The sequence below is a fragment of the Kitasatospora aureofaciens genome (assembly GCF_019192735.1).
GTDB classification, from domain to species: Bacteria; Actinomycetota; Actinomycetes; order Streptomycetales; family Streptomycetaceae; genus Kitasatospora; species Kitasatospora aureofaciens_A.
The window spans coordinates 1-25,142 of record NZ_JAHTKP010000072.1 but is presented as its reverse complement, the minus strand read 5'-3'; the positions used below and the strand labels follow the sequence as shown (position 1 = coordinate 25,142).

Annotated in this window: 17 protein-coding genes and 2 pseudogenes; 4 read left to right on the top strand and 15 right to left on the bottom strand. The window is 71.9% G+C overall.

Going from position 1 to position 25,142, the window contains the following annotated elements:
- Positions 1–22: 22 nt before the first annotated feature.
- Positions 23–637: pseudogene (locus tag KV557_RS36285) on the bottom strand (MFS transporter); the annotation flags it as partial.
- A 118-nt stretch (positions 638–755) separates the two neighbouring features.
- Here KV557_RS36285 and KV557_RS36280 point away from each other — a divergent pair.
- Positions 756–1,253 carry a Fur family transcriptional regulator gene (locus KV557_RS36280; protein WP_308130244.1) on the top strand — a complete coding sequence of 166 codons (498 nt, stop codon included), beginning with the start codon at positions 756–758 and terminating at the stop codon, positions 1,251–1,253.
- Between the two features lie 166 nt (positions 1,254–1,419).
- Here the strand turns inward: KV557_RS36280 and KV557_RS36275 are convergent, their stop codons facing one another.
- Positions 1,420–3,900, bottom strand: a complete 2,481-nt coding sequence (locus tag KV557_RS36275; protein WP_218205857.1) for a glycoside hydrolase family 9 protein — start codon at positions 3,898–3,900, stop codon at positions 1,420–1,422.
- 348 nt (positions 3,901–4,248) lie between these two features.
- On the opposite strand from KV557_RS36275, the gene KV557_RS36270 reads away from it, so the two are divergent.
- Entirely contained in the window at positions 4,249–7,278 is a 3,030-nt protein-coding gene (locus KV557_RS36270) for a glycoside hydrolase family 2 TIM barrel-domain containing protein (RefSeq protein WP_218205856.1), read from the top strand.
- Positions 7,279–7,408: 130 nt separating this feature from the next.
- Here KV557_RS36270 and KV557_RS36265 read toward each other — a convergent pair.
- The 10 genes and pseudogenes from KV557_RS36265 to KV557_RS36220 all read right to left on the bottom strand — a co-directional run.
- Positions 7,409–8,314: pseudogene (locus tag KV557_RS36265) on the bottom strand (non-reducing end alpha-L-arabinofuranosidase family hydrolase); the annotation flags it as partial.
- 197 nt (positions 8,315–8,511) lie between these two features.
- The gene (locus tag KV557_RS36260) at positions 8,512–9,420 is read right to left on the bottom strand and encodes a glycoside hydrolase family 11 protein (protein WP_218205866.1); all 909 of its coding nucleotides are present in this window, start codon (positions 9,418–9,420) and stop codon (positions 8,512–8,514) included.
- A gap of 587 nt (positions 9,421–10,007) precedes the next feature.
- Positions 10,008–10,502 carry a GNAT family N-acetyltransferase gene (locus tag KV557_RS36255; protein WP_218205855.1) on the bottom strand — a complete coding sequence of 165 codons (495 nt, stop codon included), beginning with the start codon at positions 10,500–10,502 and terminating at the stop codon, positions 10,008–10,010.
- Complete coding sequence (locus KV557_RS36250) at positions 10,499–11,689, bottom strand: type III PLP-dependent enzyme (protein ID WP_218205854.1); 1,191 nt, start codon at positions 11,687–11,689, stop codon at positions 10,499–10,501. The genes KV557_RS36255 and KV557_RS36250 overlap by 4 nt, the downstream gene beginning before the upstream one ends.
- Entirely contained in the window at positions 11,683–13,002 is a 1,320-nt protein-coding gene (locus tag KV557_RS36245) for a DUF6271 family protein (RefSeq protein ID WP_218205865.1), read from the bottom strand. Before KV557_RS36245 ends, KV557_RS36250 begins: the two co-directional genes overlap by 7 nt.
- A 172-nt stretch (positions 13,003–13,174) precedes the next feature.
- Positions 13,175–14,599 carry a GH1 family beta-glucosidase gene (locus KV557_RS36240; protein WP_218205853.1) on the bottom strand — a complete coding sequence of 475 codons (1,425 nt, stop codon included), beginning with the start codon at positions 14,597–14,599 and terminating at the stop codon, positions 13,175–13,177.
- 58 nt (positions 14,600–14,657) lie between these two features.
- Positions 14,658–15,569, bottom strand: a complete 912-nt coding sequence (locus tag KV557_RS36235) for a carbohydrate ABC transporter permease (protein ID WP_218205852.1) — start codon at positions 15,567–15,569, stop codon at positions 14,658–14,660.
- A gap of 16 nt (positions 15,570–15,585) precedes the next feature.
- Entirely contained in the window at positions 15,586–16,641 is a 1,056-nt protein-coding gene (locus KV557_RS36230) for a carbohydrate ABC transporter permease (RefSeq protein ID WP_218205851.1), read from the bottom strand.
- Between the two features lie 118 nt (positions 16,642–16,759).
- Positions 16,760–18,064 carry an ABC transporter substrate-binding protein gene (locus tag KV557_RS36225; protein WP_218205850.1) on the bottom strand — a complete coding sequence of 435 codons (1,305 nt, stop codon included), beginning with the start codon at positions 18,062–18,064 and terminating at the stop codon, positions 16,760–16,762.
- A 330-nt stretch (positions 18,065–18,394) separates the two neighbouring features.
- Complete coding sequence (locus KV557_RS36220) at positions 18,395–19,408, bottom strand: LacI family DNA-binding transcriptional regulator (RefSeq protein WP_218205849.1); 1,014 nt, start codon at positions 19,406–19,408, stop codon at positions 18,395–18,397.
- 209 nt (positions 19,409–19,617) lie between these two features.
- Here KV557_RS36220 and KV557_RS36215 point away from each other — a divergent pair, with 209 nt between their 5' ends.
- The gene (locus KV557_RS36215) at positions 19,618–20,595 is read left to right on the top strand and encodes a glycoside hydrolase family 6 protein (protein ID WP_218205848.1); all 978 of its coding nucleotides are present in this window, start codon (positions 19,618–19,620) and stop codon (positions 20,593–20,595) included.
- A gap of 75 nt (positions 20,596–20,670) precedes the next feature.
- Complete coding sequence (locus KV557_RS36210; RefSeq protein WP_218205847.1) at positions 20,671–21,975, top strand: glycoside hydrolase family 6 protein; 1,305 nt, start codon at positions 20,671–20,673, stop codon at positions 21,973–21,975.
- 25 nt (positions 21,976–22,000) lie between these two features.
- On the opposite strand, the gene KV557_RS36205 is transcribed toward KV557_RS36210, so the two are convergent.
- From KV557_RS36205 to KV557_RS36195, 3 genes are all read right to left on the bottom strand, one after another.
- On the bottom strand, positions 22,001–22,612 hold the full coding sequence (locus KV557_RS36205; RefSeq protein ID WP_218205846.1) for a GNAT family N-acetyltransferase: 612 nt from the start codon (positions 22,610–22,612) through the stop codon (positions 22,001–22,003).
- 84 nt (positions 22,613–22,696) lie between these two features.
- Positions 22,697–23,299, bottom strand: a complete 603-nt coding sequence (locus KV557_RS36200; protein WP_218205845.1) for an HAD family hydrolase — start codon at positions 23,297–23,299, stop codon at positions 22,697–22,699.
- Positions 23,300–23,551: 252 nt separating this feature from the next.
- On the bottom strand, positions 23,552–25,142 hold a 1,591-nt coding region (locus KV557_RS36195), incomplete at its 5' end, for a non-reducing end alpha-L-arabinofuranosidase family hydrolase (RefSeq protein ID WP_218205844.1).

The following is a 25,142-nucleotide window of genomic DNA, read 5'->3' as shown; positions in this document are numbered from 1 at the left end:
CCGCAGTCGGGCTGTTCGGCCTTCAGCCGCCTGCGGCGCTCTCGGACTGTTCCGGGCGCTGCGGCAGCAGCGCCGACGCCAGGGCGGGTACGGCGGCGAGGACCAGCCAGGGGAGGGCGGCCGGCAGGCCCAGGTCCAGCAGGAAGCCGGTGGCCGAGCTGCCCACGAGGACGATCAGGCCGGAGACGGAGGACAGGGCGCCGGTGTAGAGGCCGAGCCGTCCGTCCTCGGCGGGGTCGGTGATCCAGGCGCGGGCGGCCGGGACGATCAGCATCTGGCCGAGGGTGAGCAGGACGACGTACCCGGCGGCGGGCAGCAGCCCCGCGATGCCCGTCCAGCCGGCGGGGCGTGCGGCGGCGACGACCGCGAATCCGGCGGCGACCAGCAGCAGACCGGCGCTCATGGAGCGGCGCAGGTCGAGCCGATCACCGGCCCAGCGGGTGACCGGGAGCTGCGCGAGGACGACCAGGAGGGAGGAGAGGGTGAACAGCCAGGACAGGGCTGCCTGGGAGCCCGTCACCCGCTGCACCTCCTCGGGCAGGGCGAGGTAGAGCTGGTTGTAGGCGAGCAGGTAGGCGCCGTAGGCGCAGCACAGGGCGAGGAAGCGGCGGTCGCCGCCGCGCCGAAGCTGCCGCCGAGCTTCGCCATCATGGCCGTCGCCAGCGCCGTCTACGCGGCCACCTTCCTCGTCCGTCCGGCCCGCGCCGCCAGGCCGGTGCCCGCCTGAGCCGCGCCATGACATCCGGGGGCACACCGTGACCGAGGCCGAGACGAGCACGCTGACCACAGCCTTCCGCCGCGCTGCCGACCGCAGCCGCGGCAGGGCGCAACCCGCCGACCTGCCGGAGTCGATCGGCCGGCTGACCCCCCAGCGCACCGAAGTGCTGAGGGCCCTGGCCGGGTGCGAGGACTTCGTCAGCACCCAGCTCCTGCACGCCGGCCTGCTCGCCACCGGCTCCCGGGTGGGCCTGAGCACCGTCTACCGCACGCTGACCGCGCTCGCCGCCGTCGGCCGCGCCGACGTCGTACGCGACACCAACGGCGAGAAGCTCTTCCGCTACCGGCCCGGCGCCGACCACCGGCACTACCTGATCTGCCGCCGGTGCGGCCTGAGCCAGCCGGTCGACTCCACCACCGTCGAAGCCTGGGCCGAGCGCGTCGCCGAGACGTCCGGCTTCGCGGACGTGCAGCACACCGTCGAACTCACCGGCACCTGCGCCACCTGCCAGGCCACCGCCGGAACCTCCGGCTGACCGCTCCCGGAGTTGGACCCCGCCCGGGCGGGTCCAACTCCGGGCCCACGAAGGCGGCTTCGCCGCCACCGCCGCCCACATCGCCTGGCTCAGGCTCACCCTCAAGCGCCTCGATGCAGGCCGCCGCGCCGGCCTCGGCCGACCGCCCGCACCAAGGGGCCGTGGCTCAGGCGCAGGCGGCGCCGTTCAGGGTGAAGCGGGCCGGGGCGGGGTTGGCGGTGGAGTACGTCGCCTGGAAGCCGAAGCTCGCACTCGCTCCGGGCGGCAGCGTGCCGTTCCAGCCGGAGTCCCGGGCGGTGACGGCGCTGCCCGACTGGGCCACCGTCGCGTTCCACGCGTTCGAGATCCGCTGGTCACCGGCGAAGCTCCAGCCGAGGGTCCAGCCGGGGACGGTGGAGGTGCCGGTGTTCGTGACGGTCACCGTCGCCGTGAACCCGTTGCTCCAGGTGCTGTCGACCTTGTACGCCACCGAGCAGGACCCCGTGGGCGGCACCGGGACGTCGTCCGCCACGGTCGCCGAGAAGGTCGCCGCCTGCACGCCCGGGCCGCCGACCGAGAACACCGCGCCGCCCGCCGCCTTGTCCGCGTCCTTCGTGGCCGACAGCGTGACGTCCCGCGGCGTCGCCCAGTCGGACGGGGTGAACACCAGCGCCGAGGTGGCCGCCGACAGGTTCGCGTCTCCCGAGACACGTGCCACCGTCACCGTGACGTCCCGGGCGGGCGCCGCCGACAGCCGCACCGCCACCTTCGCGGACCCGCCCTTGGGGACGGCGACCGACGTCGGCGTCACCTGGACCGCGGGCGCCACCGGCCCCGACCGCCGCTCGGCGGCGAAGGCCGCGAGCCACGCCAGGGAGGCGTTCCAGTTGATCGCCACCTCGTTGGTCGAGTACGAGCCGATGTCGTCCACGTAGCACGCCGCCGGTGCGCAGCCCTGCAGTTGGGCCTTCGCCACCGGGTCCTCCAGGCCCTTGTCCGGCCCGCCCGCCAGGGAACCCGCCGGCGGGTGCGGCAGCGAGGGGTCGTTCTGGTGCGCCCAGAACCGGTGGTGCTGGTTCTCGGAGGCGCGCGGGCCGTAGCCGGTGACGTACGAGTGGTCCAGGGCGTTGCGGCCCAGCAGGTAGTCCAGGGACTCCAGCGCTCCCGTGCGGTAGCGCTGCTGACCGGTCAGCTCGTACGCGACGGCGATCGTCATCGCATTGTTGAGGACCGAGCTGTTGGAGCCCCACACGTAGCCGTCGGCGGGGATCGGCACGGCGTAGCCCTGGCCCGCCATGGTGGTGAGGTAGCCGTCGGCCGCGGAGGTCAGCAGGCCGCGCAGCCGGGCGATGTCGTCGGCGGGAAGGGCCACGCCGGGGACGGTGGCGAGGGTGATCCGCCCGAGCGTCGCGGTGCCGCCCCACCAGAACGCGTCGACGGGCTCGGTGTGGTGCGGGGAGGAGGTCACGGCGTCCCGGTACTGCGACTCGCCGGTGGTGGCGAGGAGTTCGGCCGCCGCCCAGTAGAACTCGTCGGAGACGTCGGCGTCCTCGTACGCGCCGCCGCCGGTGCTGTCGGTCGCCGGGGCGAACACGGCCGGATTGGCCTTGGCCGCCGCCCAGGCACGGCGCGCCGCGTCCAGGCAGCGGGACGCGAAGGCGGCGTCGTACGGGGCGTACACCCGGGCGCACTGGGCGCCGGTGGCGGCCAGGTTCAGGGTTGCCGCGGTCGAGAGCTTGTGCAACTCGCGTTGCTCGGGGTCGAGTTCGGGGCGGGTCGGGAGGGCGGTCCAGTGGGCGTCGTGCACCTTGTGGAAGGCCATTCCGGCCATCGGCTTGTCGGCCGGGACCTGCATCCGCATCAGGAACTCCAGCTCCCAGCGGGCCTCGTCCAGCACGTCCGGCACGCCGTTGCCGCGCTCCGGTATCCGCAGCGTCGAGTCGCCGAGCGCCGCGTCCCCGCCCGAACGGCGGGCCCGCTCGAAGGAGTTGACCAGTTCCCAGGTCGCGATGCCGCCGTTGACCACGTACTTGCCCTGGTCGCCGGCGTCGTACCAGCCGCCGCGGACGTCCAGGGTGTAGTCGCAGACCCCTGCCTGGCAGGGCACGTTCGTGTCGCCCTTGTTCGGCGCGACGCCCAGGTGGCCGGCCGGGCGGGCGTAGGCGCTGCCCGCCAGGGCGGCGTCGATCGCGATGCCGCTGCGCTGCTGGTAAAAGAACGACATGCTGTCGGAGCGGAGGCCGTCGTACAGCGCTGCCGAGATGGCGAACGGGTGGCTGGCCTGGCCGCCGACGACCAGGGTGAAACCGGTTCCGGTGCCGGTGTAGGCGCCGAAGTCCACCAGGTGGGTGGACTGGCCGGACGCCTGGTCGGCGCCGTACGGGACGGTGGTGCCCGAGGCGACCTGCGCGCCGGAGGCGTCGCGCAGCTGCCAGGCGAGCGGGGCGGTCGCGGAGCTGACCACGGTGGCCCGCTTGGGGCCGTCGGGCAGGTAGCCGAGCTGGTTGACCCGGACGGGGAAGTCGGTGGCCGCGGCGACCGGCGCGGCCGCGTGGGCGGGGCTCGCCGTGAACGCGGTCGAGGCCATACCGCCCGCGGCCAGGGCGAGACCGGTCAGTAAGGCGGCGACGCGCCGCGGCCCGCCGCGGCGCGAGGTGACAGGAGGCACGGGGGAGCCTTCCGTGTGTGGGGGGGTGGGGGTGGGAAACGGGCATCCGCGAGACTGGGAGCGCTCCCACTGCTCCATCAAGCCAGCCCCCAGGGGGCGCGTCAAGACATGGGGACAGAATGGATCCCGACTCCGGGCCACCCTGCTGTGCGGGACCGCAACCGGCCGTCGCCGCCCGTTCCGAGCCCGGATCGCGGCGGCGAGTCGGCTGTACGCCCATGATCCCGCGCCCGCCCACCTCGGCGTGCCCGAGGGCACAGGCCGGCGGTGGCGGGGCGGCACTTCCCGGAAGAAGCCTTCGATAGTACGGTCGCGCGCACAAGCCGAGACCCTCCGGAGGAATTCCGCATGCCGGCACGCTACTTCGAGGACTTCGCGATCGGCCGTGGCGGGCTCGCCCCGCGTGCGGTCCTGGATTCCGACGCTCCTGCGATCGATCTCAACGGGCCGTGGGCGTTCCGGTTCTCGCCGACGCTGCGCAGCGAACCGGACGGCTTCCAGGAGCCGGAGTTCGACGACGGCTCCTGGGACGCCCTGCCCGTCCCCTCGCACTGGCAGCTGCGCGGCCACGGCCGGCCGGTCTACGTCAACGTCGCCTACCCCATCCCCCTGGACCCGCCGTTCGTCCCGGACGAGAACGAGACCGGGGACTACCGCCGGGTCTTCGACCTGCCCGGGTCCTGGGACGGCGTGCCCGCCGTGGTGCGCTTCGAGGGTGTGGACTCCTGCGCCCGGGTCTGGCTGAACGGGACGGAACTCGGGGTGACGTACGGCAGCCGACTGCCGGTGGAGTTCGACGTGACCGCCGCGCTGCGGCCGGGGCGCAACGTGCTGGCGGTCAGGGTGCACCAGTTCTCCGCCGGCACGTACCTGGAGGACCAGGACACCTGGCGCCTGTCGGGCATCTTCCGCGACGTCCGGTTGCTGGCCCGCCCGGCCGGCGGCATCCGGGACGCCTTCGTCCGGGCCGACTACGACGCGGCCACCGGGGCGGGCCTCCTGCGGGTGAGCGTGGACACGGACGCGCCCGTGCGGATCACCGTGCCGGACCTCGGGATCGACGACCGGCCGGCCGAGGGCGAGTTCCGGCTGCCGGAGGTACGGCCGTGGAGCGCGGAGGACCCGCACCTGTACGATGCCGAGCTGTCCACGGCGACCGAACGCGTCCGGGTCAGGTTCGGGTTCCGTACCGTCGCCGTGGACGAGCACGGCGTGCTCCGGGTCAACGGGCGCCGCGTCGTGCTGCGCGGGGTCAACCGGCACGAGTTCGACCCCGACCACGGCCGCACCCTCTCCCTGGAGACCATGCGCCGCGACGTGGAGTTGATGAAGCGGCACAACATCAACTCCGTCCGCACCTCCCACTACCCGCCGCACCCCGCCTTCCTCGACCTGTGCGACGAACTCGGGCTGTACGTCGTGCTCGAATGCGACCTGGAGACCCACGGGTTCGAGTACGCCGACCAGGAACGCTGGCAGCGCAATCCCTGCGACGACCCCCGCTGGCGCACCGCCTGCCTGGACCGCATCGAGCGCACGGTCGAGCGGGACAAGAACCGCCCGAGCATCATCCTCTGGTCGCTGGGCAACGAGGCGGGGGACGGCCGGAACCTGCGGGCGATGGCCGACTGGCTCCACCGGCGCGACCCCTCGCGCCCGGTCCACTACGAGGGCGACCGGCTCGCCGAGTACACCGACGTGTTCGGCGAGATGTACCGTACGCCCGCGGCTGTGGCGCGCATCGGGCGCGGGGAACTGCTCCCGGGCGAGATCTCGTACCCCGCGCGGGCCGGGTCCGGCGACCCGGCGGACGATCCGCGCAACCGCAAGCCGTACCTGCTCACCGAGTTCGCCCACGCGATGGGCAACGGCCCGGGCGCCCTCGCCGAGTACGAGCGGCTGTGCGACGAGTACCCGCGGGTGCAGGGCGGCTGGGTGTGGGAGTGGATCGACCAGGGACTGCGCACGCACGACGCCGAGGGGCGCGAATTCTTCGGCTACGGCGGCGACTTCGGCGAGGACCTGCACGACGGCAACTTCATCTGCGACGGCCTGGTCTTCCCCGACCGCACCCCCTCTCCGGGCCTGCTGGAGTACGCCAGGGTCAACGCCCCCGTGCGCATCGGCCCCGGCCCGGAGCCCGGGACGCTGAGCGTGGAGAACCGTTACCAGGTGCTGGACCTGTCCCATCTGCGGTTCACCTGGTTGCTGGAGCGCGAGGGCACCGAGCTGGCCCGGGGCGACCTGCCCACGCTGAGGCTGGCCCCCGGGGAACGCGGCCGGCTGCCGCTGCCCGCGCCCGACCTGCCCCCGGGGGAGGACGGGGAGGGCGAACTCTGGCTCACCGTACGGGCGGAGCTGGCCAAGGCCACCGACTGGGCTCCCGAGGGGCACCTCGTCGCCTGGGGCCAGCTCCCGCGCTCCGCACCGGACCGCAGCCGTTCGGAGGGGCTCCTTGTGAGCGCTCACACCGAGGACGGGAGCGTCCGGCTCGGCCCGGGCCGCTTCGACCCCGACACCGGGCTCCTGCTCGGCCTCGGCGAACTGCCCCTCCAGGGACCGCGCTTGAACCTGTGGCGCGCTCCCACCGACAACGACCGCGGCTGGTCCCAGCAGGACGCCGCCTACTGGAAGGACCGCGGCCTGGACCGGCTGCGCCACCGCACGGTCTCCGTCACCCCCGGCGCCGACGGCCTGACCGTCGTGGTCCGCAGCGCCGCCGCCGCGGTCAGCTGCGGCTACCTGACGACGTACCGCTGGAGCAGCGACGGGACGAGCCTGCGGCTGCGCGTGCACGCCGAGCCGGTCGGCCACTGGCCCGAGCGGGAGGACCACGAGGCCGAGAGCCTGGTGGACGCCGCCCTGCCGCCCGGGGAGTTCCGGGAACTGGTCCGCCGGGGCGCATCGCGTTCCCTGGCCCGGATCGGCCTCGACTGGCAGCTGCCCGCAGACTGGTCGCTCGTCGAGTGGTTCGGCGCGGGGCCCGGCGAGGCGTACCCCGACTCGCGGCACGCGGCCCGGGTGGGACGCTTCCGCGCCACGGTCGACCAGTTGCAGACGCCCTACGTGCGCCCGCAGGAGAACGGCAACCGGGCGGACGTGCGGTGGGCCGAGATCAGCGACGGGGCAGCGGGAGCCGTCCGCGTCCAGGGCGAGGAGCTCTTCCACCTCTCCGCCCGCCGCTGGACCGACCGGCAGCTCGCCGAGGCCCGGCACCGGACGGAGCTGACCCCGGGACCGGTGGTCCACCTGCACACCGACCACGCCGTCCACGGCCTGGGCAGCGCCGCGTGCGGCCCCGGCGTCCTGCCGGAGCACCGGCTCGAACTCGGCACCGCCGACTTCACCCTCGTCCTCACGCCGATCCGGCGGTCGTGACACCGGAAGCACCCGGCCACCGTGCGTACGGCGGCCGGGTGCTTCCCGTGGTGTCCGACGGCGCCGGCCACCACGGATCGGCGCGAACGGTCCGGAACGGGCCCGCCCGTCACGGGCGGGCCCGTTCCGGTCAGCGTCGCAGGGTGAGGAGGCCGGGGCGCCAGGGGAGTTGGTCGTAGGGGGCGGTGGAGCCGGGGGTCATGCCCTGGTAGAGGAGTTGGAGGTTGCAGGGGTCGATGGTCATGGTCTGGTCGGGGTTGTTGCGGACGAGGTCGCCGTGGCTGATGTCGTTGGTCCAGGTGGCGCCGCTGTTGGCCTTGCCGGCGAAGGGGTTGGCCTCGGTGGCGGCCTGCGGGGTCCAGGTGCCGTTGAGGCTGGTGGCGGTGAAGGAGCGGAAGTAGCGTTGCTCGTTGGCGCCGCGGGCTTCGACGATCATGAGGTACTGGTTCTGGCCCTTGACCTTGTAGACCTGGGGTGCTTCGAAGAGGTTCTTCACCGTGTCGGTCATGACGGTGGTGTACGAGGAGCCGAAGTTGCCCGGGAAGTTGCCGATGGGCATGCTGGCCCGGTAGATGCTGCCGTTGTCGCCGGCGAAGAACAGGTACATGTTGTGGTCGTCGGCGATCAGGGTCTGGTCGATCGGGCCGGTGCCGGAGCCCGGGATACTGCCGGTGAACAGGGGCTGCGGCGCGGACCAGCCGTTGGGGTTGGTCGGGTCGCTGGAGGTGCGGTAGATGAACGGCCACGCGCCCCACTGGTAGGCGAGCACCCAGATCTTCTTGGGCGCGAAGTAGAAGATCGTCGGCGCCACGGCGGCCTGGTTCATCCCGATCTGCGGGGCGGAGGCCATGTCCGACCAGTTGCCGAAGGGGCTGAACATCATCGAGCCGTAGGACTTCCCGGACACGTTCGATGCGTACACCAGGTGCTTGCCGTTGTACGTGACGTTGGTGAAGTCCTTCAGCGAGGCCCAGCCGTGGGCGGGCTGCGCCAGCGCGCCGCTGGAGGACCAGTGGTACGTCGACGGAAGGGCGCAGCCGGCGGCCGCCGGAACGGCCGCCTGCGCGGGGGCGACGAGCGCAGCCGCGGCGGTCAGGGCGGTGAGCATCACGGACAGGTGCTTACGCAAGGGGAAACCTCCTCGGTGAACGGACGGGCTGTCAGAGACGGTGTGTGAGCGCTCACAAGGGTGCGCGCGACCGTCGTCGTGCGGCGGAGATCCGGCACCGTAGGTCAGCTCTTGTCGCAGGAGACCGTCGGCCAGGTGGTGCTGCCGTTCTTCATGATGGTCATGCCCCAGTTGTCGCCCGCGCCGTTGGGAGTGGCGACCAGCGTCTGGGCGTCGGGGTAGGACGCGTTGACGTTCCAGGTCGAGCTGACCGTCTCCGGGGCGGGGACGTGCACGGTCACCTTCCAGGCGCTGGTTCCGGTGACCGAGACGTTCAGGTTGTAGCGGTCGCTCCACGAGGAGCCGGCCGACAGCGTCGCGGTGCAGCCGCCCCCGCCGCCCCCGCCGGTGGAGGTGCCCAGCGTGATGTTGGAGTTGCCGCTGCTCTGGTAGCCCTCGGTGGCCAGGATCTCGTAGTTCATCGTGCCGAGGTTCATGCCGGACCTGGCCCACGCGTCGAAGTGGTTTCCGACGGTGATGGTCCCGCCGGTCCGCTTGGCCCGACGGACGCTCCAGTACTGGTTGAAGGTCCTGATGCCTTCGATGGAGGGGGCGTTGTAGCGCGTCGTCTCGTAGACGTCGTAGGTGTCGCCGTCGGTGGTGACGGTGCCCTTGTAGGCGCCGGTGGGCTTGTAGGAGCCGTAGTTCTCGACGATGTAGTACTCGACGAGAGGGTTGGTGGTCCAGCCGTAGAGCGACAGGTAGGCGTTGCCGTTGGTGCTCCACGTGCCCGAGTAGGACACCGGGTTGCGGGACCCGGTGCTCCAGCCCTTGCCGGCGACGAAGTTGCCCGCGCTGGACCACGAGGTCCCGTAGTTGCCGCCGCCGTTCAGGGACATCGAGGCCGCGCCGCTGCCCTCGGTCCAGAACGAGTAGAAGTATCCGCCGTCGGTGCCCGTCTGGTTCGTGGTGACGGTCGCGGCCTCGGCGGTGCCGGGCGTGATCAGGACGACCGCGAGGGCCGGTGCGAGCATGCGTGCCTTGCCTGCGAGCCGCCAGCGGCGGCCGATCCTGCGGCTCCAGGAGTGGGGGAGGTTCACGAGCGTGATCCGTCCTGCTGGGGGATGGGGGTGGTGGCGGTCCTGAGTCACCGGGCGACCGCGAAGGGGTGGGGTGCCGTCGCCCGGCGAAACGCGCAGAACCGACCTGTCGTCAACACACCTGAGTCCGCCGACAGTTGGCGGACAGGCGGCGTCGATCGATCCGAGGCCGCTGGGACGTGCCGACGGCGACAGTGTTGGCCTGCCCCCGACAAGGTGTCAACGCTTTCGACAATAGGAGCGACAGATTCGTTCCGTCCTCGGCCGCACCCCTACCGTGAATGCGCAGGCCAAGCCCGTGACGGCCATGCGCACCAGCTGAACTCAAGCTCCCCGGGGCACTTTCCTGCGACCAACTCGACGAAAGTGCCATGCCATGCTTCGAAAGTTTCGTCCACGCCGCGGCGCGCCCCCACTGCCCGACAGCCGTCGAAAGGGCTGTGGCGCCCCGGGGCACGAGCCCCGGGGTGCCACAGGAGCGGTCGACGTCTGCGGTGCCGCCCTGCTCGTCGGCCCTCCGCTCAGTCCTCTGCTCGGAGGAGCCAGGACATGTACGTCGCCCCCGGGCCGTAGGCGGCCGGCAGCGTGATCTCGGGATGCCGGAGGAAGCCGCGCGCCGCCCAGAAACCGGCGGCGTCTCCCACGGCGACGAGCGACACCACCTCGTACGCCTGCCGGCGCGCCTCGGCCATCAGATGGCCCAGGAGCCGCCCGCCCAGCCCCAGTCGGCGGTGGTCGGGTCCGACGACGAGGTCGTGCAGGTGCAGGTTGGTGGAGATGAAGGGCGTCGTGTCGGCGTGGGCCAGATCCGGGAAGCGGAACCGGGGGTACGGCAAGGACAGGGCGTAGCCGAGGATTCGCCGTCCGTCCGCGAGGACGTAGGAGGTGCTCCGGTTCATCCGGCTCACGAGAGCCTCCGGCGACTCCGACAGGCCGCTTCCCGCATAGGTTTGGGTCTCCAGCGCCACGATGCCGGGCCAGTCCTCCTCGGTGACGGGACGTGGCACGACGGTCATCGGCTGCCCGCTTCATCCAGGACCGCGGCGCGCACGGCGCGGCGGGGTATCGGCGGGAAGCCGTTGAATCCGCTGGTCAGATAGCTGACCGAGTAGGCGCCGGCCGTCAGGATCCACACCGGGTCGCCCGAGGTGACAGCGGCGGGCACCGGGACGGGATGCGCTGCCGCGTACGCGTCGTCGCTGTCGCAGGTCGGACCGGCGATGACGGCGGGTACCATGGGGCCGCCGCGGTGCGTCGGGAAGACCAGCGGGTACTGCAACTGGTCCATCTCGTAGAGCCCGTTGAACCTGCCGCAGCTCAGGTAGAGCCAGTGCCGGCGCTTCCCGTCGCGCTGCTGACGCTCGGTGAGGCGCACGACGCGGGCCCGGATCACGCCGTGGTCGGCGACGAGGTGGCGGCCCGGTTCGAGGACGAAGCGAAGCGGGCGTGCGCTCGCGCGGCGGAGCCGCCGCATGCCGTCCCGGATCTCCGCGAGGATGCCGTCCAGATCGGGGCGCAGCGGCTTCCCCTGCCGGTCGCGGTAGCCGAGGGCGGGAAGGCCTCCGCCGAGATTGACGTGGTCGAGGTGGATGCCGCGCTCCCGCAGCACGGCGATCGCCTCGGTGAGTGCGGTGACGGCGGATCTCCACGCGCCCGGGTCCATCTGCTGCGATCCCACGTGCAGGGACAGCCCGCTCGGGGTGAGGCCGTACGCACGGGCCGTCTCCAGCACGGTCACCGCGTCCTGCGGGCTGCACCCGTGCTTTCCGTTCAGCGGCCACAGGGCGCCCGCGCCGGTGGTGGCGAGGCGGCAGAACACCCGCGCCCCGGGGGCGTGTGCGGCGATGGCCCGTACGTCCGGAACGCTGTCGGTGGCGAACTCGCGCACTCCCATGCGGTGGGCGGCAACGATGTCCTGATCCGACTTGACGGTGTTGCCGTAGTGGATCAGACGGGCGTCACCGCCCGTACGCAGCGCCTGTGCGATCTCGTGAGGGCTCGCGGCGTCGAATCCCGCACCGCCGTGGGCCAGCACCTCCAGCACCTCGTCGACCGGGCACGCCTTGACGGCGAAGCGCACCTCCACGCCCGGCAGTTCACGGACGAGCCGTGCCAGGCCTGTGTCGATGGCGGCGAGATCGAAGAGGATCTCGTCGTCGGTGGCCGTCGTCAGAGCGGTTCGCAACTCGGAGCTCATCAGCATCGGCCGGACTCCCCGGCGGGCCGGTCCGCCGCCTTGGCCGCGGCGACCAGGGAGGCCCAGGCGTCGATCAGCAGGGCGAAGTCCGTCATGTCCCTCTCGGCCTCGGCCAGGAGCTGGTCGCGGCGCGCCCCGAGGCGCTCGGCGAAGACCGCATAGCGTCCGCCCAGCGTCCGGTACGCCAGTTCGAGCTGGTCGAGCCGCCGGATGTTCGGTGCCTGATCGAGCCGGGCGGCCTCCCGGACGATGGCGGCGATGCGTTCGGAACGGATCCGGTACCCGGGGCCGAGCAGGCGCTGCCCCTCCTCCCGCATGCGCTGGTAGATCACATGGAGGTAGAGCATCGACAGGAAGAACTTCGCCAGCCGGAGATGGTAGGGATGGAAGGCCGCGTCCGTCTTGCGGTCGGGCGTGTGCAGGTTGACGACGTGCCGGTTGTGGAGCACACCGGGGAGGCGGCTGTCCGGGACCAGGTGGATGAGGAAGTAGTCGCTGCCGATGGTCTCGGTCATCGGCGGCAACGGGATCTCCTCGTGCACCCGGTGGTAGCTGATGTTGCCCATGTCGACCCGCATCGGGTCGACGAGGCAGAGGATCGAGTGGTCCTGGACGAACGGCTCGTCGGCGGCCCCCGTGAACGACTCCGCGACGAGCGCGCGCTTGTCCTCCTCCGTGGTGCCCTCGGCGGCCCAGAGGCTGACGATGTCGTGGTACGCCTGCGGGTTCAACTGCTTGATCTCCTCGATGTCGACCGACATCTCGCCGATGTAGGAGGCGCCGACGGTCACCACGGGCTTGTCCCTGTCGGCCGGATCGAGATCCACCTCGCTGACGTACGCCGCGACTTCGGCGGCCGGCCTTCCCAGCGCGATCAGTTCGTGGTGCACGGGGAAGATCGGGCCGATGCCGTGCTTCTGGAACTCGATGTCCGAGTCGCGCCGGTGCACCGAGTCGCAGCCCAGCGAAGCCGCGATCAGGAAGGCACGATTGGTGCACGCCCCGTAGGAGACCGCCTTCGGCAGCATGAGATCCATGATCAGCTCCGGCTGCGGGTGCCCGGAGCGAGCGATCACCCCGGACAGGAAGTCGCGTTGCCTCTCCTCGTCGAGGTGCAGCACGGTGAGGTTCGCCGTGGTGGGGAGGGCGTCGACGGCGGCGGCATGCCGACGGAAGGTTGCCGGGTCGGAGGAGTCGAGGATCACGTACACGACCTCGACGTCGAATCGGTCGATGGCGTAGGAGGCCTCCGCCGCCACTTCGGCGATGGTGGCGACGCATTCTCGGTGGGTGGGCAGGGCCAGGCAGATCTTGCGCAAGCCGGACGCGGTCAACGGTGTTCCTCTGTTCGTCGGCGTGACGGCGCCGTGCCGCCCCCGTGCCATCGGGGATGTTCACGCTCTGGTTGAAGCCCCGTCCACGGGTCGTTGCCCGGCGCCTGCGGGCCGGGCAACGACCCGTGGGTGGGTGAATGACTGCGGAGACGGGGGGTCAGGCCAGGCCGCCCCGGCGGATGACCTGGGAGTACCAGCGGGCGCTGGACTTGGGGGTGCGCTTCTGGGTGGCGTAGTCGACGTGGACGATGCCGAAGCGCTTGCCGTACCCGTACGCCCACTCGAAGTTGTCCATGAGGGACCACAGGTAGTACCCGCGGACGTCGGCGCCGGCCTCGATGGCGTCGGCGACGGCGCCGAGGTGGCTCTCCAGGTAGCGGATGCGCTCGGGGTCGTGGACGGCGCCGTCGGCGTCGAGCACGTCCTCGAAGGCGGCGCCGTTCTCGGTGACGAGCAGGGGCAGGCCGAACTCCCGGTGCAGGGCGGTGAGGGTGTCGGAGAGCCCGGTCGGGTCGATCGGCCAGCCCATCGCCGTCAGGTCGTCGTTGGCGCGGTGGAAGGCGACGTCCTCGGAGCCCGGCCAGGGGCTGTGGGGGCTGTCACCGTGCCCGTCGTGGCGCGCGAGGTTCTTGGCGTTCTCCGCGGAGGAGACCACGGTGGGGTTGTAGTAGTTGAGGCCGAGCAGGTCGATGGGGCGGGAGATCTCGGCGAGGTCGCCGTCGTGGACCAGTTCCTCCCACCTGACGACGTGGGCGGTGTCCTTGAGGAGGTCCTCGTCGTAGCGGCCCTTGAACATGGGGCTGGTGAAGACGCGGTTGCCGACGGCGTCGATCCGGCGGGCCGCCTCCAGGTCGTCGGGGTGATCGCTGAGCGGGCGGACGGCGTGCAGGTTCAGCGAGACGGCGATCCGGGAGGCACCCGGGAGGGCGGCGCGCAGGGCGCCGACGGCGAGGCCGTGGCCGAGGTTGAGGTGGTGGGCGGCCTTGAGGGCGTCGGCGGGGTCGGTACGGCCGGGGGCGTGGACGCCCGAGCCGTAGCCGAGGAAGGCGCTGCACCAGGGCTCGTTGAGGGTGGTCCAGGTGGAGATCCGGTCGCCGAGGGCTTCGGCGGCCAGGGCGGTGTATTCGGCGAAGCGGTGGGCGGTGTCGCGGTGGGGCCAGCCGCCGGCGTCCTCCAGCTCCTGGGGGAGGTCCCAGTGGTAGAGGGTGGCGACGGGGGTGATGCCGTGGCTGAGGAGCTCGTCCGTGAGGGCGCGGTAGAAGTCGAGGCCGGCCTGGGAGGCGGGGCCGCGTCCGGTGGGCTGGATCCGGGGCCAGGCGAGGGAGAAGCGGTAGGTGGTGAGGCCGAGGTCGGCCATGAGGCGGACGTCGTCGCGGAAGCGGTGGTAGTGGTCGACGGCGGTGTCGCCGGTGTCGCCGTTCTCGGTCTTGCCGGGGGTGTGGCTGAAGGTGTCCCAGATGGAGGGGGTGCGGCCGCCTTCGGTGACGGCGCCCTCGATCTGGTACGCGGCGGTGGCCGCACCCCAGGCGAAGCCCGCGGGCAGGGCGCGGTGGACGGGGACGGACGGGGTGGTCACGGTCATGGGGTTCGTGCTCCAAGGAGGTGGGGGTGACGGGGCTCGGGGCGGGGGTGACGGATGGTCAGCCCTTCAGTGCACCCTGGGTGATGCCGCCGACGATCTGTCGGCCGAAGACGGTGAACACCAGCAGCAGCGGCAGGGTGCCGACGAGCGCGCCGGCGGTGATGATCGACCAGTCGGTGGACCAGCCGGTGCCCAGCCCGGCCAGGGCGACCTGGACGGTGGGGTTGATGGCACCGTTCATGGCGATGATCGGCCACAGGAAGTCGTTCCAGGACTGCACGAAGGTGAGCATGCCCAGCACCGCCATCGCCGGCCGGGCGACCGGGACGACGACGTGCCACACGACCCGCAGCGAGTTCGCACCGTCGACCCGGGCGGCCTCCAGCAGTTCGGTGGGCAGGGCCTGGGTGAGGTACTGGCGCATGAAGAACACGCCGAAGGCGGTGACGAGGGTGGGCAGGATCAGCGCGCCGAGCTGGTTGCCCAGTCCCAGGTGCTTCATCAGGATGAACAGGGGGACGATGCTGACCTGGGCGGGCACCGCCATGGTGGAGACCACCAGCGCGAGCAGCGCGCCGCGGCCGGGGAAGCGGAGCTTGGCGAAGGCGAAGCCGGCCAGCACGGAGAAGGCCACGGTACTGAGCGCGACGGTGCCGGCGACCAGCGTCGAGTTGAGCAGCGCGACGCCCATGCCGCGCGCTCCGGCGTGCTCCCAGACGTAGCCGATGTTGTGGAACAGGTTCCCGCCGGGCACCAGCGGAGGCGGCGTGGCGATCACCCGGTGGCCGTCGCTGGAGGCCGCCACGAGCGTCCAGTACAGCGGGAACAGCGAGGCGACCGAGACCAGGATCAGTGTCGCCAGCGCGAACGGTCCGGCCCGGTGCTGGCCGCCCGCACCCCGGGCACGCGGCCGGGGCGTCCCCTTCCGGAGGCGGCGGGCGGGGGAGTCGGAGGCGGGGACGGTGGTCATGGGCGTTCCTTCCCGCTCACTTGGCGGAGCGCAGGCGGCGGGCGATGAGGGTGTTGGCCAGGCCGACCAGCAGGAGCAGGCCGAACATGATCCAGGCGATGGCGGAGGCGCGGCCGAGCATGCTGCTGTGGAAGCCCTGGTCGTACATGAAGACGCCGAGGGTCTCGTACTGGTGGTCCGCGCCGCCCTGGTGGCCGCTCTGGCCGCCGAACAGGTAGGGCTCGCCGAAGAGTTGGGTGGCCCCGATGAAGGAGACCACGACGGTGAACAGGATGGTGGGGCGCAGCTGGGGGATGGTGACGTTGCGGAACTGCTGCCAGCGGCTGGCACCGTCGATCGCGGCGGCCTCGTACAGGTCGCGGGGGATCGCCTGCATCGCGGCGAGGTAGATCAGCGCGTTGTAGCCGGTCCACCGCCAGATGACGATCACCGAGATGGCGAACTGCGAGCTCCACGGGCCCGCCTCCCAGCGGACCGGGCCCGCTCCCACCAGGCTGAGCAGCCAGTTGGCCATGCCGCCCTCGGGGCTGAAGACCAGCGCGAACACCAGGGTCGCGGCGGCCACCGAGGTCGCGTACGGCGCGAGCAGCGCGGTGCGGAAGAAGCCGCGCGCCGGGAGCTTGTAGTTGAGCAGGTGCGCGAGGCCGAGCGCGGCCAGCAGTTGGGGGACGGTTGACAGCAGGCCGAGGGTGACGGTGTTGCCCAGGGCGTTCCAGAAGTAGTGGCTCGGCGCGCCGAAGAACAGGTCCCAGTAGTTCTGGAACCCGACCCAGTCGGCCTTGTCCACGTTGTAGAGGCTGACCCGGTGCAGTGACAGCCAGCCGGTGTAGAGCAGCGGGAAGAGGCCGAAGACGGCGAACACCAGGAAGAACGGCGCGACGAACACGTAGGGCGAGACGCGGTGGTCCCAGCGGTGCAGGCGGCTGCGCAGGCCGCTCGGCGCCGGGCGGCGGGCCTGGGTCGTGGTGGTGGGCGGTGGGCCGGGCGGGTCGCTCCGGCCCGTGCGAGTGGGGGTGGCCACAGGTTTCCTCCGTGCCGTGTCGGCCGCCGGGTGGCTCGACGCGTCGGTCATTGATGGGGCAGGGGCAGGGGAGAGGGCGAGGGCGGGCAGCCGGTCCGGCTGCCCGTGGTGTCGCGCCGCCGTACGGTCCGGGTGCGGCTGCGGCCCGTACGGCGCGGCGCGCTCGCGGCTACTGGACGGTGCTCTCCACCTGCTTGACGGTGGCGGCCCACGCTTCCTCGGGGCTCTTGTGGTTCTGCTCCATCAACAGCACGCCGTTGCTGAACGCTCCGTGCAGGTCGCCGTGGTGCGGGCCCGTCTCGGCCGGCGTGATGGCCTTCGCGGCGGTGGAGAAGATCTTGCCGGTGGGGGCGTTCGGGCCGATGTACGGGTTGGTGAAGTCGGTGACGCCGGGCAGCGCGTACGCCTTCTGGTTGGCCGGGATGTTGCCGACCTTCTGGAAGACCTTGGCCTGCTGCTCGGGCTGGGTCAGCCAGACGGCCAGCGCCTGGGCCTGGGCGACGTGCTTGCCGGAGGACGGCACCGCGAGGAAGGAGCCGCCCCAGTTGCCGGCGGCGGGCGCCTGCGCGACGTTCCACTTGCCGGCGTTGGCGGGGCCGGAGTACTTCTCGATGTTCGCCTGCTGCCAGGACGGGCAGACCGTGGTGGCGAAGGTGGAGTTGGAGAAGGCCGTCTGCCAGGGGGTGTCGAACTCCTTGAGCCCCTGGCTGACTCCGGCCTGGACGGCTTCGGAAGCCAGCTTCCAGCCCTTCTGCACGCCGGCCGAGTCCTTGTAGGCGAGCTTGCCGTTTCGGTAGTACTGCTCGGAGTTGGAGGAGAGCACGCCGTTGTACAGGCCGGTGGCGGTGTCCATGAAGAAGGTGTCCTTGGGGGCCTTGGCCTGGTACTGGCGGCCCACCTCCACGTACTTCGCCCAGTCGCCCGCCCACAGGGCGCTGACCTGGGCGGGGTCGGTGGGCAGGCCGGCGGCGGCGAACAGGTCCTGGCGGTAGCAGATCGCCATCGGGCCGACGTCGGTGCCGAGGGCGACGGTGCGGCCGTCGGAGGTGGTGGCCTGCTGCCACTTCCACGGCAGGTAGGCGTCCTTCTCGACGCCCGGGGCCTTGGACATGTCGGTGAACGCGTTGCTGAGCTGGTCGGAGGTGGCCAGGGCGATCCGGCTCACCTCCAGCGCCTGGATGTCGTCGAGACCGCCGCCGGAGAGCCGGGTCTGGAGGGCGGTCCAGTAGTCGCCCTCCACGGTGGTGGTGTTCTCCGTGATGGTGATGTTGGGGTGGGCCTTCATGTACTCGTCGAAGAGCCCGGCCTCCTTGTAGCCGAAGGTGCCGAAGTCGCCCACGCTGAGCGTGACCTTGGCGTTCGGGTCGTCGTCCGATCCGGACCCGGAGGAGGAACACCCGGTCGCCAGCACCGCGGTGACGGCGACGGCGGAGACCAGGGCGGCGGTTCTGCGGGAGCGGCGGTGCGGGGACATGGAATCTCCTGGGGTGGTGGGTGGGACGTACGCGAGGAGAGCGGGGGACCGCCCGAAGGGCGTGGTCGAAGGCGTGATCGGAGGGTGATCGGAGTGTGATCGGGGGGCGCAGAACACGGAGCGTGTAATGGGAGCGCTCCCAAAAGCGGCTGAGCGACACCCTGCTCCGGGTGGTGGGCGGCTGTCAAGAGGTGGTTTTGACGGATCGTCGGCCGTCGTGCGGCCGGTCGGGCGCGCGGCCGACCGGCCGGGCCGCAGGGGCGGCGCAGCGGTGGGTCGGCGGTCGGTTGCGGTTGGGTGCGGTGGGGCGGGCGGTGGGACGGTGGCGGGTCAGGTGGAGTCGCGCTGGACCAGTGTGGTGGGCAGGATCAGCGGGCTCGGGCGCTCGCCCGCGATCAGCGCGAGCAGCATGCGGGTCATCTCCCGGCCGAGGTTCCGTATCGGCTGGTGGACCGTGGTCAGCGGCGGCTCGGTGTTCTCGGACACCGTCAGACCGTCGAACCCGGCCACGGCGACCTCGGCCGGAACGGCCCGGCCCGCACGGTGCAGCACCCGCAGGGCTCCGGCCGCCATGTTGTCGTTGGCGGCGAACACCGCGTCCAGGTCCGGATGGCGGGCCAGCAGCGCCTCCATGGCCGCGACCCCGCCGCGCTCGGTGAAGTCGCCGCCCTCCTCCGCCCGGTAGGGGAGGCCCGCGAGGGTCATGGCCTCCAGGTAGCCGCGCCTGCGGGCCTGGCCGACCTCGGTGTCCAGCGGTCCGGTGAGGGTCGCGATCCGGGTGCGGCCGCGGGAGATCAGGTGCTCCGTCGCCTGCCGGGCGCCGAGCACGTTGTCCACGTCGACGTAGTACGGGACCTCGCAGTGCAGCGGCTTTCCCCCGAAGACGGCGGGGACGCCGGCGGCCAGGGCCAGGCTGGTCAGCGGATCGTCCCCGCGCAGGGACATCAGCATCACCCCGTCCACCGCCCGCGCCCGCAGCAGTTGCCTGACCCGGACCTGCCCCCGGGCGGAGGTCGCCAGGCACAGCACCAGGTGCAGGTCGGTCTCCTCCAGGACGGTCGAGGCGCCCGCGATGACCTGCCCGTAGAACGGGTCGGCCAGCACCGCCGGGTCCTCCCCGGAGATGATCAGTGCCACGGCCCCCGCCTGCTGCGTGGCCAGGGCGCGGGCCGTCGGGTTGGGGACGTACCCGAGCTCGCTGATCGCGCTCAGGACCGCCTCGCGCTTGGCGCGGCTCACATTCGGGGCGTTGTTCAGCACCCTGGACGCCGCGGTGCGGGACACGCCGGCCCGCTCGGCGACCTCGTCCAGGGTGGGCCTTCGGGGCGTCGGATCGTCCGTCATCGTGTCTTCACCTCGACTTGAAGCCGTTGCACAATGTTACCGTTCACATCCAGCCAGACTGGAAGCGCTTCCAGTCCGGACTGTATAGCGATTTGGGCCCAAGGAAAAGTAAAACGCGGTCCCTTGACATCGCCTCGGGGACGCCCAATCATCTGGCAAATGGAAGCGCTTCCACCTCCCCCCACCCCACCCCCAGCGGAGGAAGCCCCATGCGCCGCCCACGCCGCCGCACGGCTCTGCTCATCGCGCCCACGCTGACCGCCCTCCTGGTCGGGCTCGACCCGGGAACCGCCCACGCGGCCGACCCCACCACCATGACCAGCGGCTTCTACGCCGACCCCGACTCCAGCGCCCAGCAGTGGGTCAACTCCCACCCCGGGGACGGCCGGACCGCCGCCATCCGGTCCTCGATCGCCAACGTGCCGGCCGCGCGCTGGTTCGGGAACTGGAGCGGCCCCATCGGGACCGCCACCGGCGCGTACGTCGGAGCCGCCGCCTCCGGCGGGAAGCTGCCGATCCTGGTGGCGTACAACATCCCCAACCGGGACATCTGCGCCGGGCAGTCCGGCGGCGGGGCGGGCTCCGCCGCCGACTACGACACCTGGATCGCCGCGTTCGCCAGCGGCATCGGCAACCGGCCCGCCCTGGTCGTCCTCGAACCCGACGCGCTCGGGCACGAGAGCTGCATGACGCCCGCCCAGGTCTCCGAGCGCAACGCCATGCTGCGCAACGCCGTCGCCCAGTTCAACGCCAAGGCCCCCAACACCTGGGTCTACCTGGACGCCGGGAACCCCGCCTGGCTGAGCGCCCCCACCATGGCCAGGCTGCTGGCCGACGCCGGAGTGGCGGGGGCCCACGGGTTCTCGCTGAACGTCTCGAACTTCTACCCCACGGGGCAGAACACCGCCTACGGCAACGACATCAGCGCGGCGCTGAAGTCCTCGTACGGGTACACCAAGCCGTACGTGGTCGACACCAGCCGCAACGGCAACGGGTCGGACGGCACCTGGTGCAACCCGCCGGGGCGCCGGATCGGCACGCCCACCACCCGCGCCGGCGGTGGCCCCGAGATGCTGCTGTGGGTCAAGTCCCCCGGCGAGTCCGACGGCAACTGCGGCACCGGCAGCGGATCGACCGCCGGGCAGTTCCTGCCCGAGGTCGCCTACAAGCTGATCTACGGCTACTGACGCCGGATCACATCCACCCGCCCGGGGCCGGCTGTTGGCCCTGTCCGGTCCCGGGCGGCCCACCTGAGGAAACCGATGAGACCTCGCACCATCCCCCGCCCGTTGGTCCCGGTCGCGCTGGCCGCCCTGCTGACCGCGCTCGCCGTACCGGGCCAGGCGCAGGCGCAGGACCGGCCGGCCTCCGGCCACACCCTGCCCGCCGACACCCGGTTCTACGTCCAGCCGGACAGCGACGCCGCGAAGCAGGCCGTCCGCTCCCTGCTGGAGCACGACTTCGCGGGCGCCACCGCCATGGCCCAGCTCGCCAGCTGGCCGGAGGCCGTCTGGTTCACCGACGGCACGCCCGCGGAGGTGGAGTCCCGGGCCCGTACCCTGGTCCGCCGCGCCGCCTGGACGGGCACCGTCCCGGTCATCGTGGCCTACAACGTCCCGCTGCGGGACTGCTCCCAGTACTCCAGCGGAGGAGCGCAGTCCGACGCGGAGTACCAGGCGTGGATCTCGGCCCTGGCCCGCGGCATCGGCAAGAGCAAGGCCGTGGTCGTCCTCGAACCGGACGCCCTCGCCAACCTGCCCTCCGACTGCTCCCCGACCACCGACCCCACGGGCGCGATCACGGCCGGACGCATCGCCGACCTCCGCCACGGCATCGACGCCCTGGAGCGGCAGCCCGGCACGGTGGTCTACGTCGACGCGGGCAACAGCCATTGGCAGAGCGTCGGCACCGCCACCAAGCGCCTGCTCGACGCGGGTGTCGAACGCGCCCAGGGCTTCTCGCTGAACGTCTCCAACTTCTTCGCCACCGGCCCGTCCGACCGCTACGGCACCTGGGTGTCCAAGTGCCTCTGGTACACCACCAAGGGCCCGGAGTCCGCGCGCGGGCGCACCGACCTGTGCGCCGGCCAGTACTTCTCGCCGGCCGCGCCCAACGACGGGAAGCCGGGCAACGCGGTCGACGTGGACGACCCCAGCACCTGGCACTGGACCGACCAGTGGTACCAGCAGACCGTCGGCACCCCGCCGGTGAACGAGCTCACCCACTTCGTCGTCGACACCGGGCGCAACGGGCAGGGCCCCTGGACCCCGCCGGCCGGCAAGTACGCCGGAGACCCGCAGACCTGGTGCAACCCGCCGGACCGGGGCCTCGGCGACCGGCCCACCGCGAATACGGGAACCCCGCTGGTCGACGCCTACCTGTGGATCAAGACCGTCGGCCAGTCGGACGGCCAGTGCAACCGCAACATCCCCGGCGGCACCGTCGACCCCGAGTACGGCACCGTCGACCCGGCGGCCGGCGCCTGGTGGCCGGAGCAGGCCAAGACCCTGGTGCGCAACGCCAACCCGCCGCTGACCTTCGCCCCGTGGGGGCGTCCGCGTGACTGACCGGTAGCGGGCGCGAGCCCCTCGTTCAGCTCGTGGCCCGGCCGAGGTAGGTCACGGGACCGGGGTCGGCGACGGGGATCTCGCGGAAGCCCATCCGGTCGTAGAAGGCGCGCGCCGCCGTGTTCGCCGTGACCATCGCCAGGTGGACCCGCTCCGCCCCGGCCCCGGCCAGGGCGGCGAACAGCTCGGTCAGCAGGGCGCGGCCGTGGCCGCGGCCCTGGTAGTCGGGCAGCAGGTCGATGTGCAGGTGGGCCGGGTAGTCCGCGACCTCGGGGACGAGCATCCGCTCCGGCCGGTGCAGGAACGCCGTCATCACCTCGTCGGGGGTCGTCGGCTCGCCGGCCGGGAGCGGATGGCGATCGGCGACCACGGGCAGCCACGTGAGGCGGAACTCGCGGACGAAGCGCGGGGTGTCGCTGGTCCCCAGCACGTAGCCGACCGGCCCGGCCCCGTCGTCGAGGACGAAGGCCAGGTCCGGTTCCAGCTCCGTGTAGGGCGCGGCGAAGATGTTCGGCAGCAAGTCCTGGTCGCGGTAGATGCCGCGGGCGTCGCCACCGGCCTCGGCGGTGCGCATGCAGATGTCGAAGACGGCGCCCCGGTCCTCGGGGCGGTACGGGCGGATGACGGGCGCGGGCATGCGGAGCCTTCCGGACGGATGATCTGGGAGCGCTCCCATTCTACGCGGAGGGCAGCGACGTTCTCGCGGGAACGCCGCCGAGGCTCAGCGGGCCCGACGGGTGACCGGCCGGACGTCGATGACCGCCATGCGGGCCGCGTGGGCGGCCTCGATGCCCTCGTCGCTGTCCTCGTACACGACGCACCGCTCGGGCGGGACGCCCAGGGCGGCCGCGGCCCTCAGGAAGATGTCGGGGGCGGACTTGCCCCGCCGGACCTCGTCGCGGGTGACGACGGCGCTGAACAGGCCCTGGTACGGGAGGTGGCGCATGGTCGTCTCGATGACCAGGCGTGCGCCGCCGGACGCCACCGCCAGCGGGAGCGTCCCGTGGTGAGCGCTCACAACCTCCGCGACCTCCGGGTGGACCCGGATCCGGGCCGCGTCCGCCAGGAAGCGCCGGTCCCGGTCCGCGACGATCTCCTCCACGGGCAGGGCCGCCCGGGGATCGCCGCGCTGCGCCAGCACCCGGACCATGTCGGCGGAGGAGAGCCCGGTCCGGGCGTCGAACCACTCCTGGTCGAGCGTCACCCCGTACGGGGCGAGGGCGTCCGCCATGGCCCGGTAGTTGGCGTACTGGCTGTCGACGAGCGTGCCGTCCCAGTCGAAGAGGAGCGCTTCGGCACGGCCCGGGTGGAGTTCGGGGAGCAAGGTGGCGGTCGCCTTCCTGAGGGTGGGGCACCGGGTGCCCCTGGACGGTTCCATGCCCGACGGTGCCACACGCGGACGGCCTCGGTCTGCGTCTCGCCGAGTTCGACGCCCTTCGTCTCGGGCATCCACCGGGCCGGGCCGAGGGCTGCGGCCGGGACGTCGGAAGGGGAGCACATCCCCTCGGCTTCACGGCCCGTGGCACGACGCGGGGAGCCCCGCCGGTGTCCGGCGGGGCTCCCGTGCCTGGTCGGGTCAGCGCTGGAGGGTGAGGAGGCCGGGGCGCCAGGGGAGTTGGTCGTAGGGGCCCGTGGCGTTGGGGCTCTTGCCCTGGTAGAGAAGCTGCAGGTTGCAGGGGTCGATGGTCATGGTCTGGTCGGGGTTGTTGCGGACGAGGTCGCCGTGGCTGATGTCGTTGGTCCAGGTGGCGCCGCTGTTGGCCTTGCCGGCGAAGGGGTTGGCCTCGGTGGCGGCCTGCGGGGTCCAGGTGCCGTTGAGGCTGGTGGCGGTGAAGGAGCGGAAGTAGCGCTGCTCGTGGGCGCCGCGGGCCTCGACGATCATGAGGTACTGGTTCTGGCCCTTGACCTTGTAGACCTGCGGAGCCTCGAACAGGTTCTCCGGGGTGTCGGTCATGACCGTCGTGTACGAGGAGCCGAAGTTGCCCGGGAAGTTGCCGATGGGCATGCTCGCCCGGTAGATGCTGCCGTTGTCACCGGCGAAGAACAGGTACATGTTCTGGTCGTCGGCGATCAGGGTCTGGTCGATCGGCCCCGTGCTGGACTTGGGCAGGCTGCCGGTGAACAGCGGCTGCGGCTCGGACCAGCCGTTCGGGTTGGTCGGGTCGCTGGAGGTGCGGTAGACGAACGGCCACGGACCCCACTGGTAGGCGAGCACCCAGATCTTCTTGGGCGCGAAGTAGAAGATCGTCGGCGCCACGGCGGCCTGGTTCATCCCGATCTGCGGGGCGGAGGCCATGTCCGACCAGTTGGTGAAGGGGGCGAACGCCATCGAGCCGTAGGACTTCCCGGACACGTTCGACGCGTACACCAGGTGCTTGCCGTTGTAGACCACGTCGGTGAAGTCCTTCACCGCGCTCCAGCCGTTCGCGGGCTGCGCCAGCGCGCCCGTCGAGGACCAGTGGTACGTCGACGGCAGGGCGCAGGTTCCGCTCGGGGCGGGCTCTGCCGGGGTCGGGGCCGGGGCGGACGACCCGGACGGGCGGAGGTTCCAGTGCTGGTTGGCGCCGCCCCAGGAGTCCCAGATCTGGACGCGGGTGCCGTTGCCGGTCTGGCCGCCGGGGGTCTCCAGGGCGCGGCCGCTGGCGACGTTGACGAGGGTGTACGAGCCGTCGCTGTTGCGGTTGGCCTTCCAGCGCTGGTTGGCACCGCCGTGGGCCTCCCACACCAGTGGCTGCGTGCCGTTGGCCGTCCGGCCGCCCGGCTCGTCCAGGACCTTGCCGCTGGCGAGGTTGGTGAAGGTGTAGGAGCCGTCGTCGTTCCTGGCGGCCCGCCACTGCTGGTTGGCGGCGCCGCCGGCGTCCCACACCTGGAGCGGGGCGCCGTTGCCGTTCTGCCCGGCGAACTCGTCGAGGACGCGACCGGAGGCGCCCACCGCGGAGATCATGTAGACGGCGCCCGGGGTGATCCCGCCGCCCGGCGTGCCACCGCCCGACGTGCCGCCGGCGCTGCGAAGCGTGGAGAGGACGTCGTTGTAGGCGGGCTTCTTGTTGCCGTTGTTGTCGAACAGCAGCGGGTTCTCGCCGGTGCGCCAGGAGTCGCTGTCGCGGATGCCCCAGACCGTGATGCCGGTGCAGCGGGCGACGTTGAGACAGGACTGGACGGTGTCG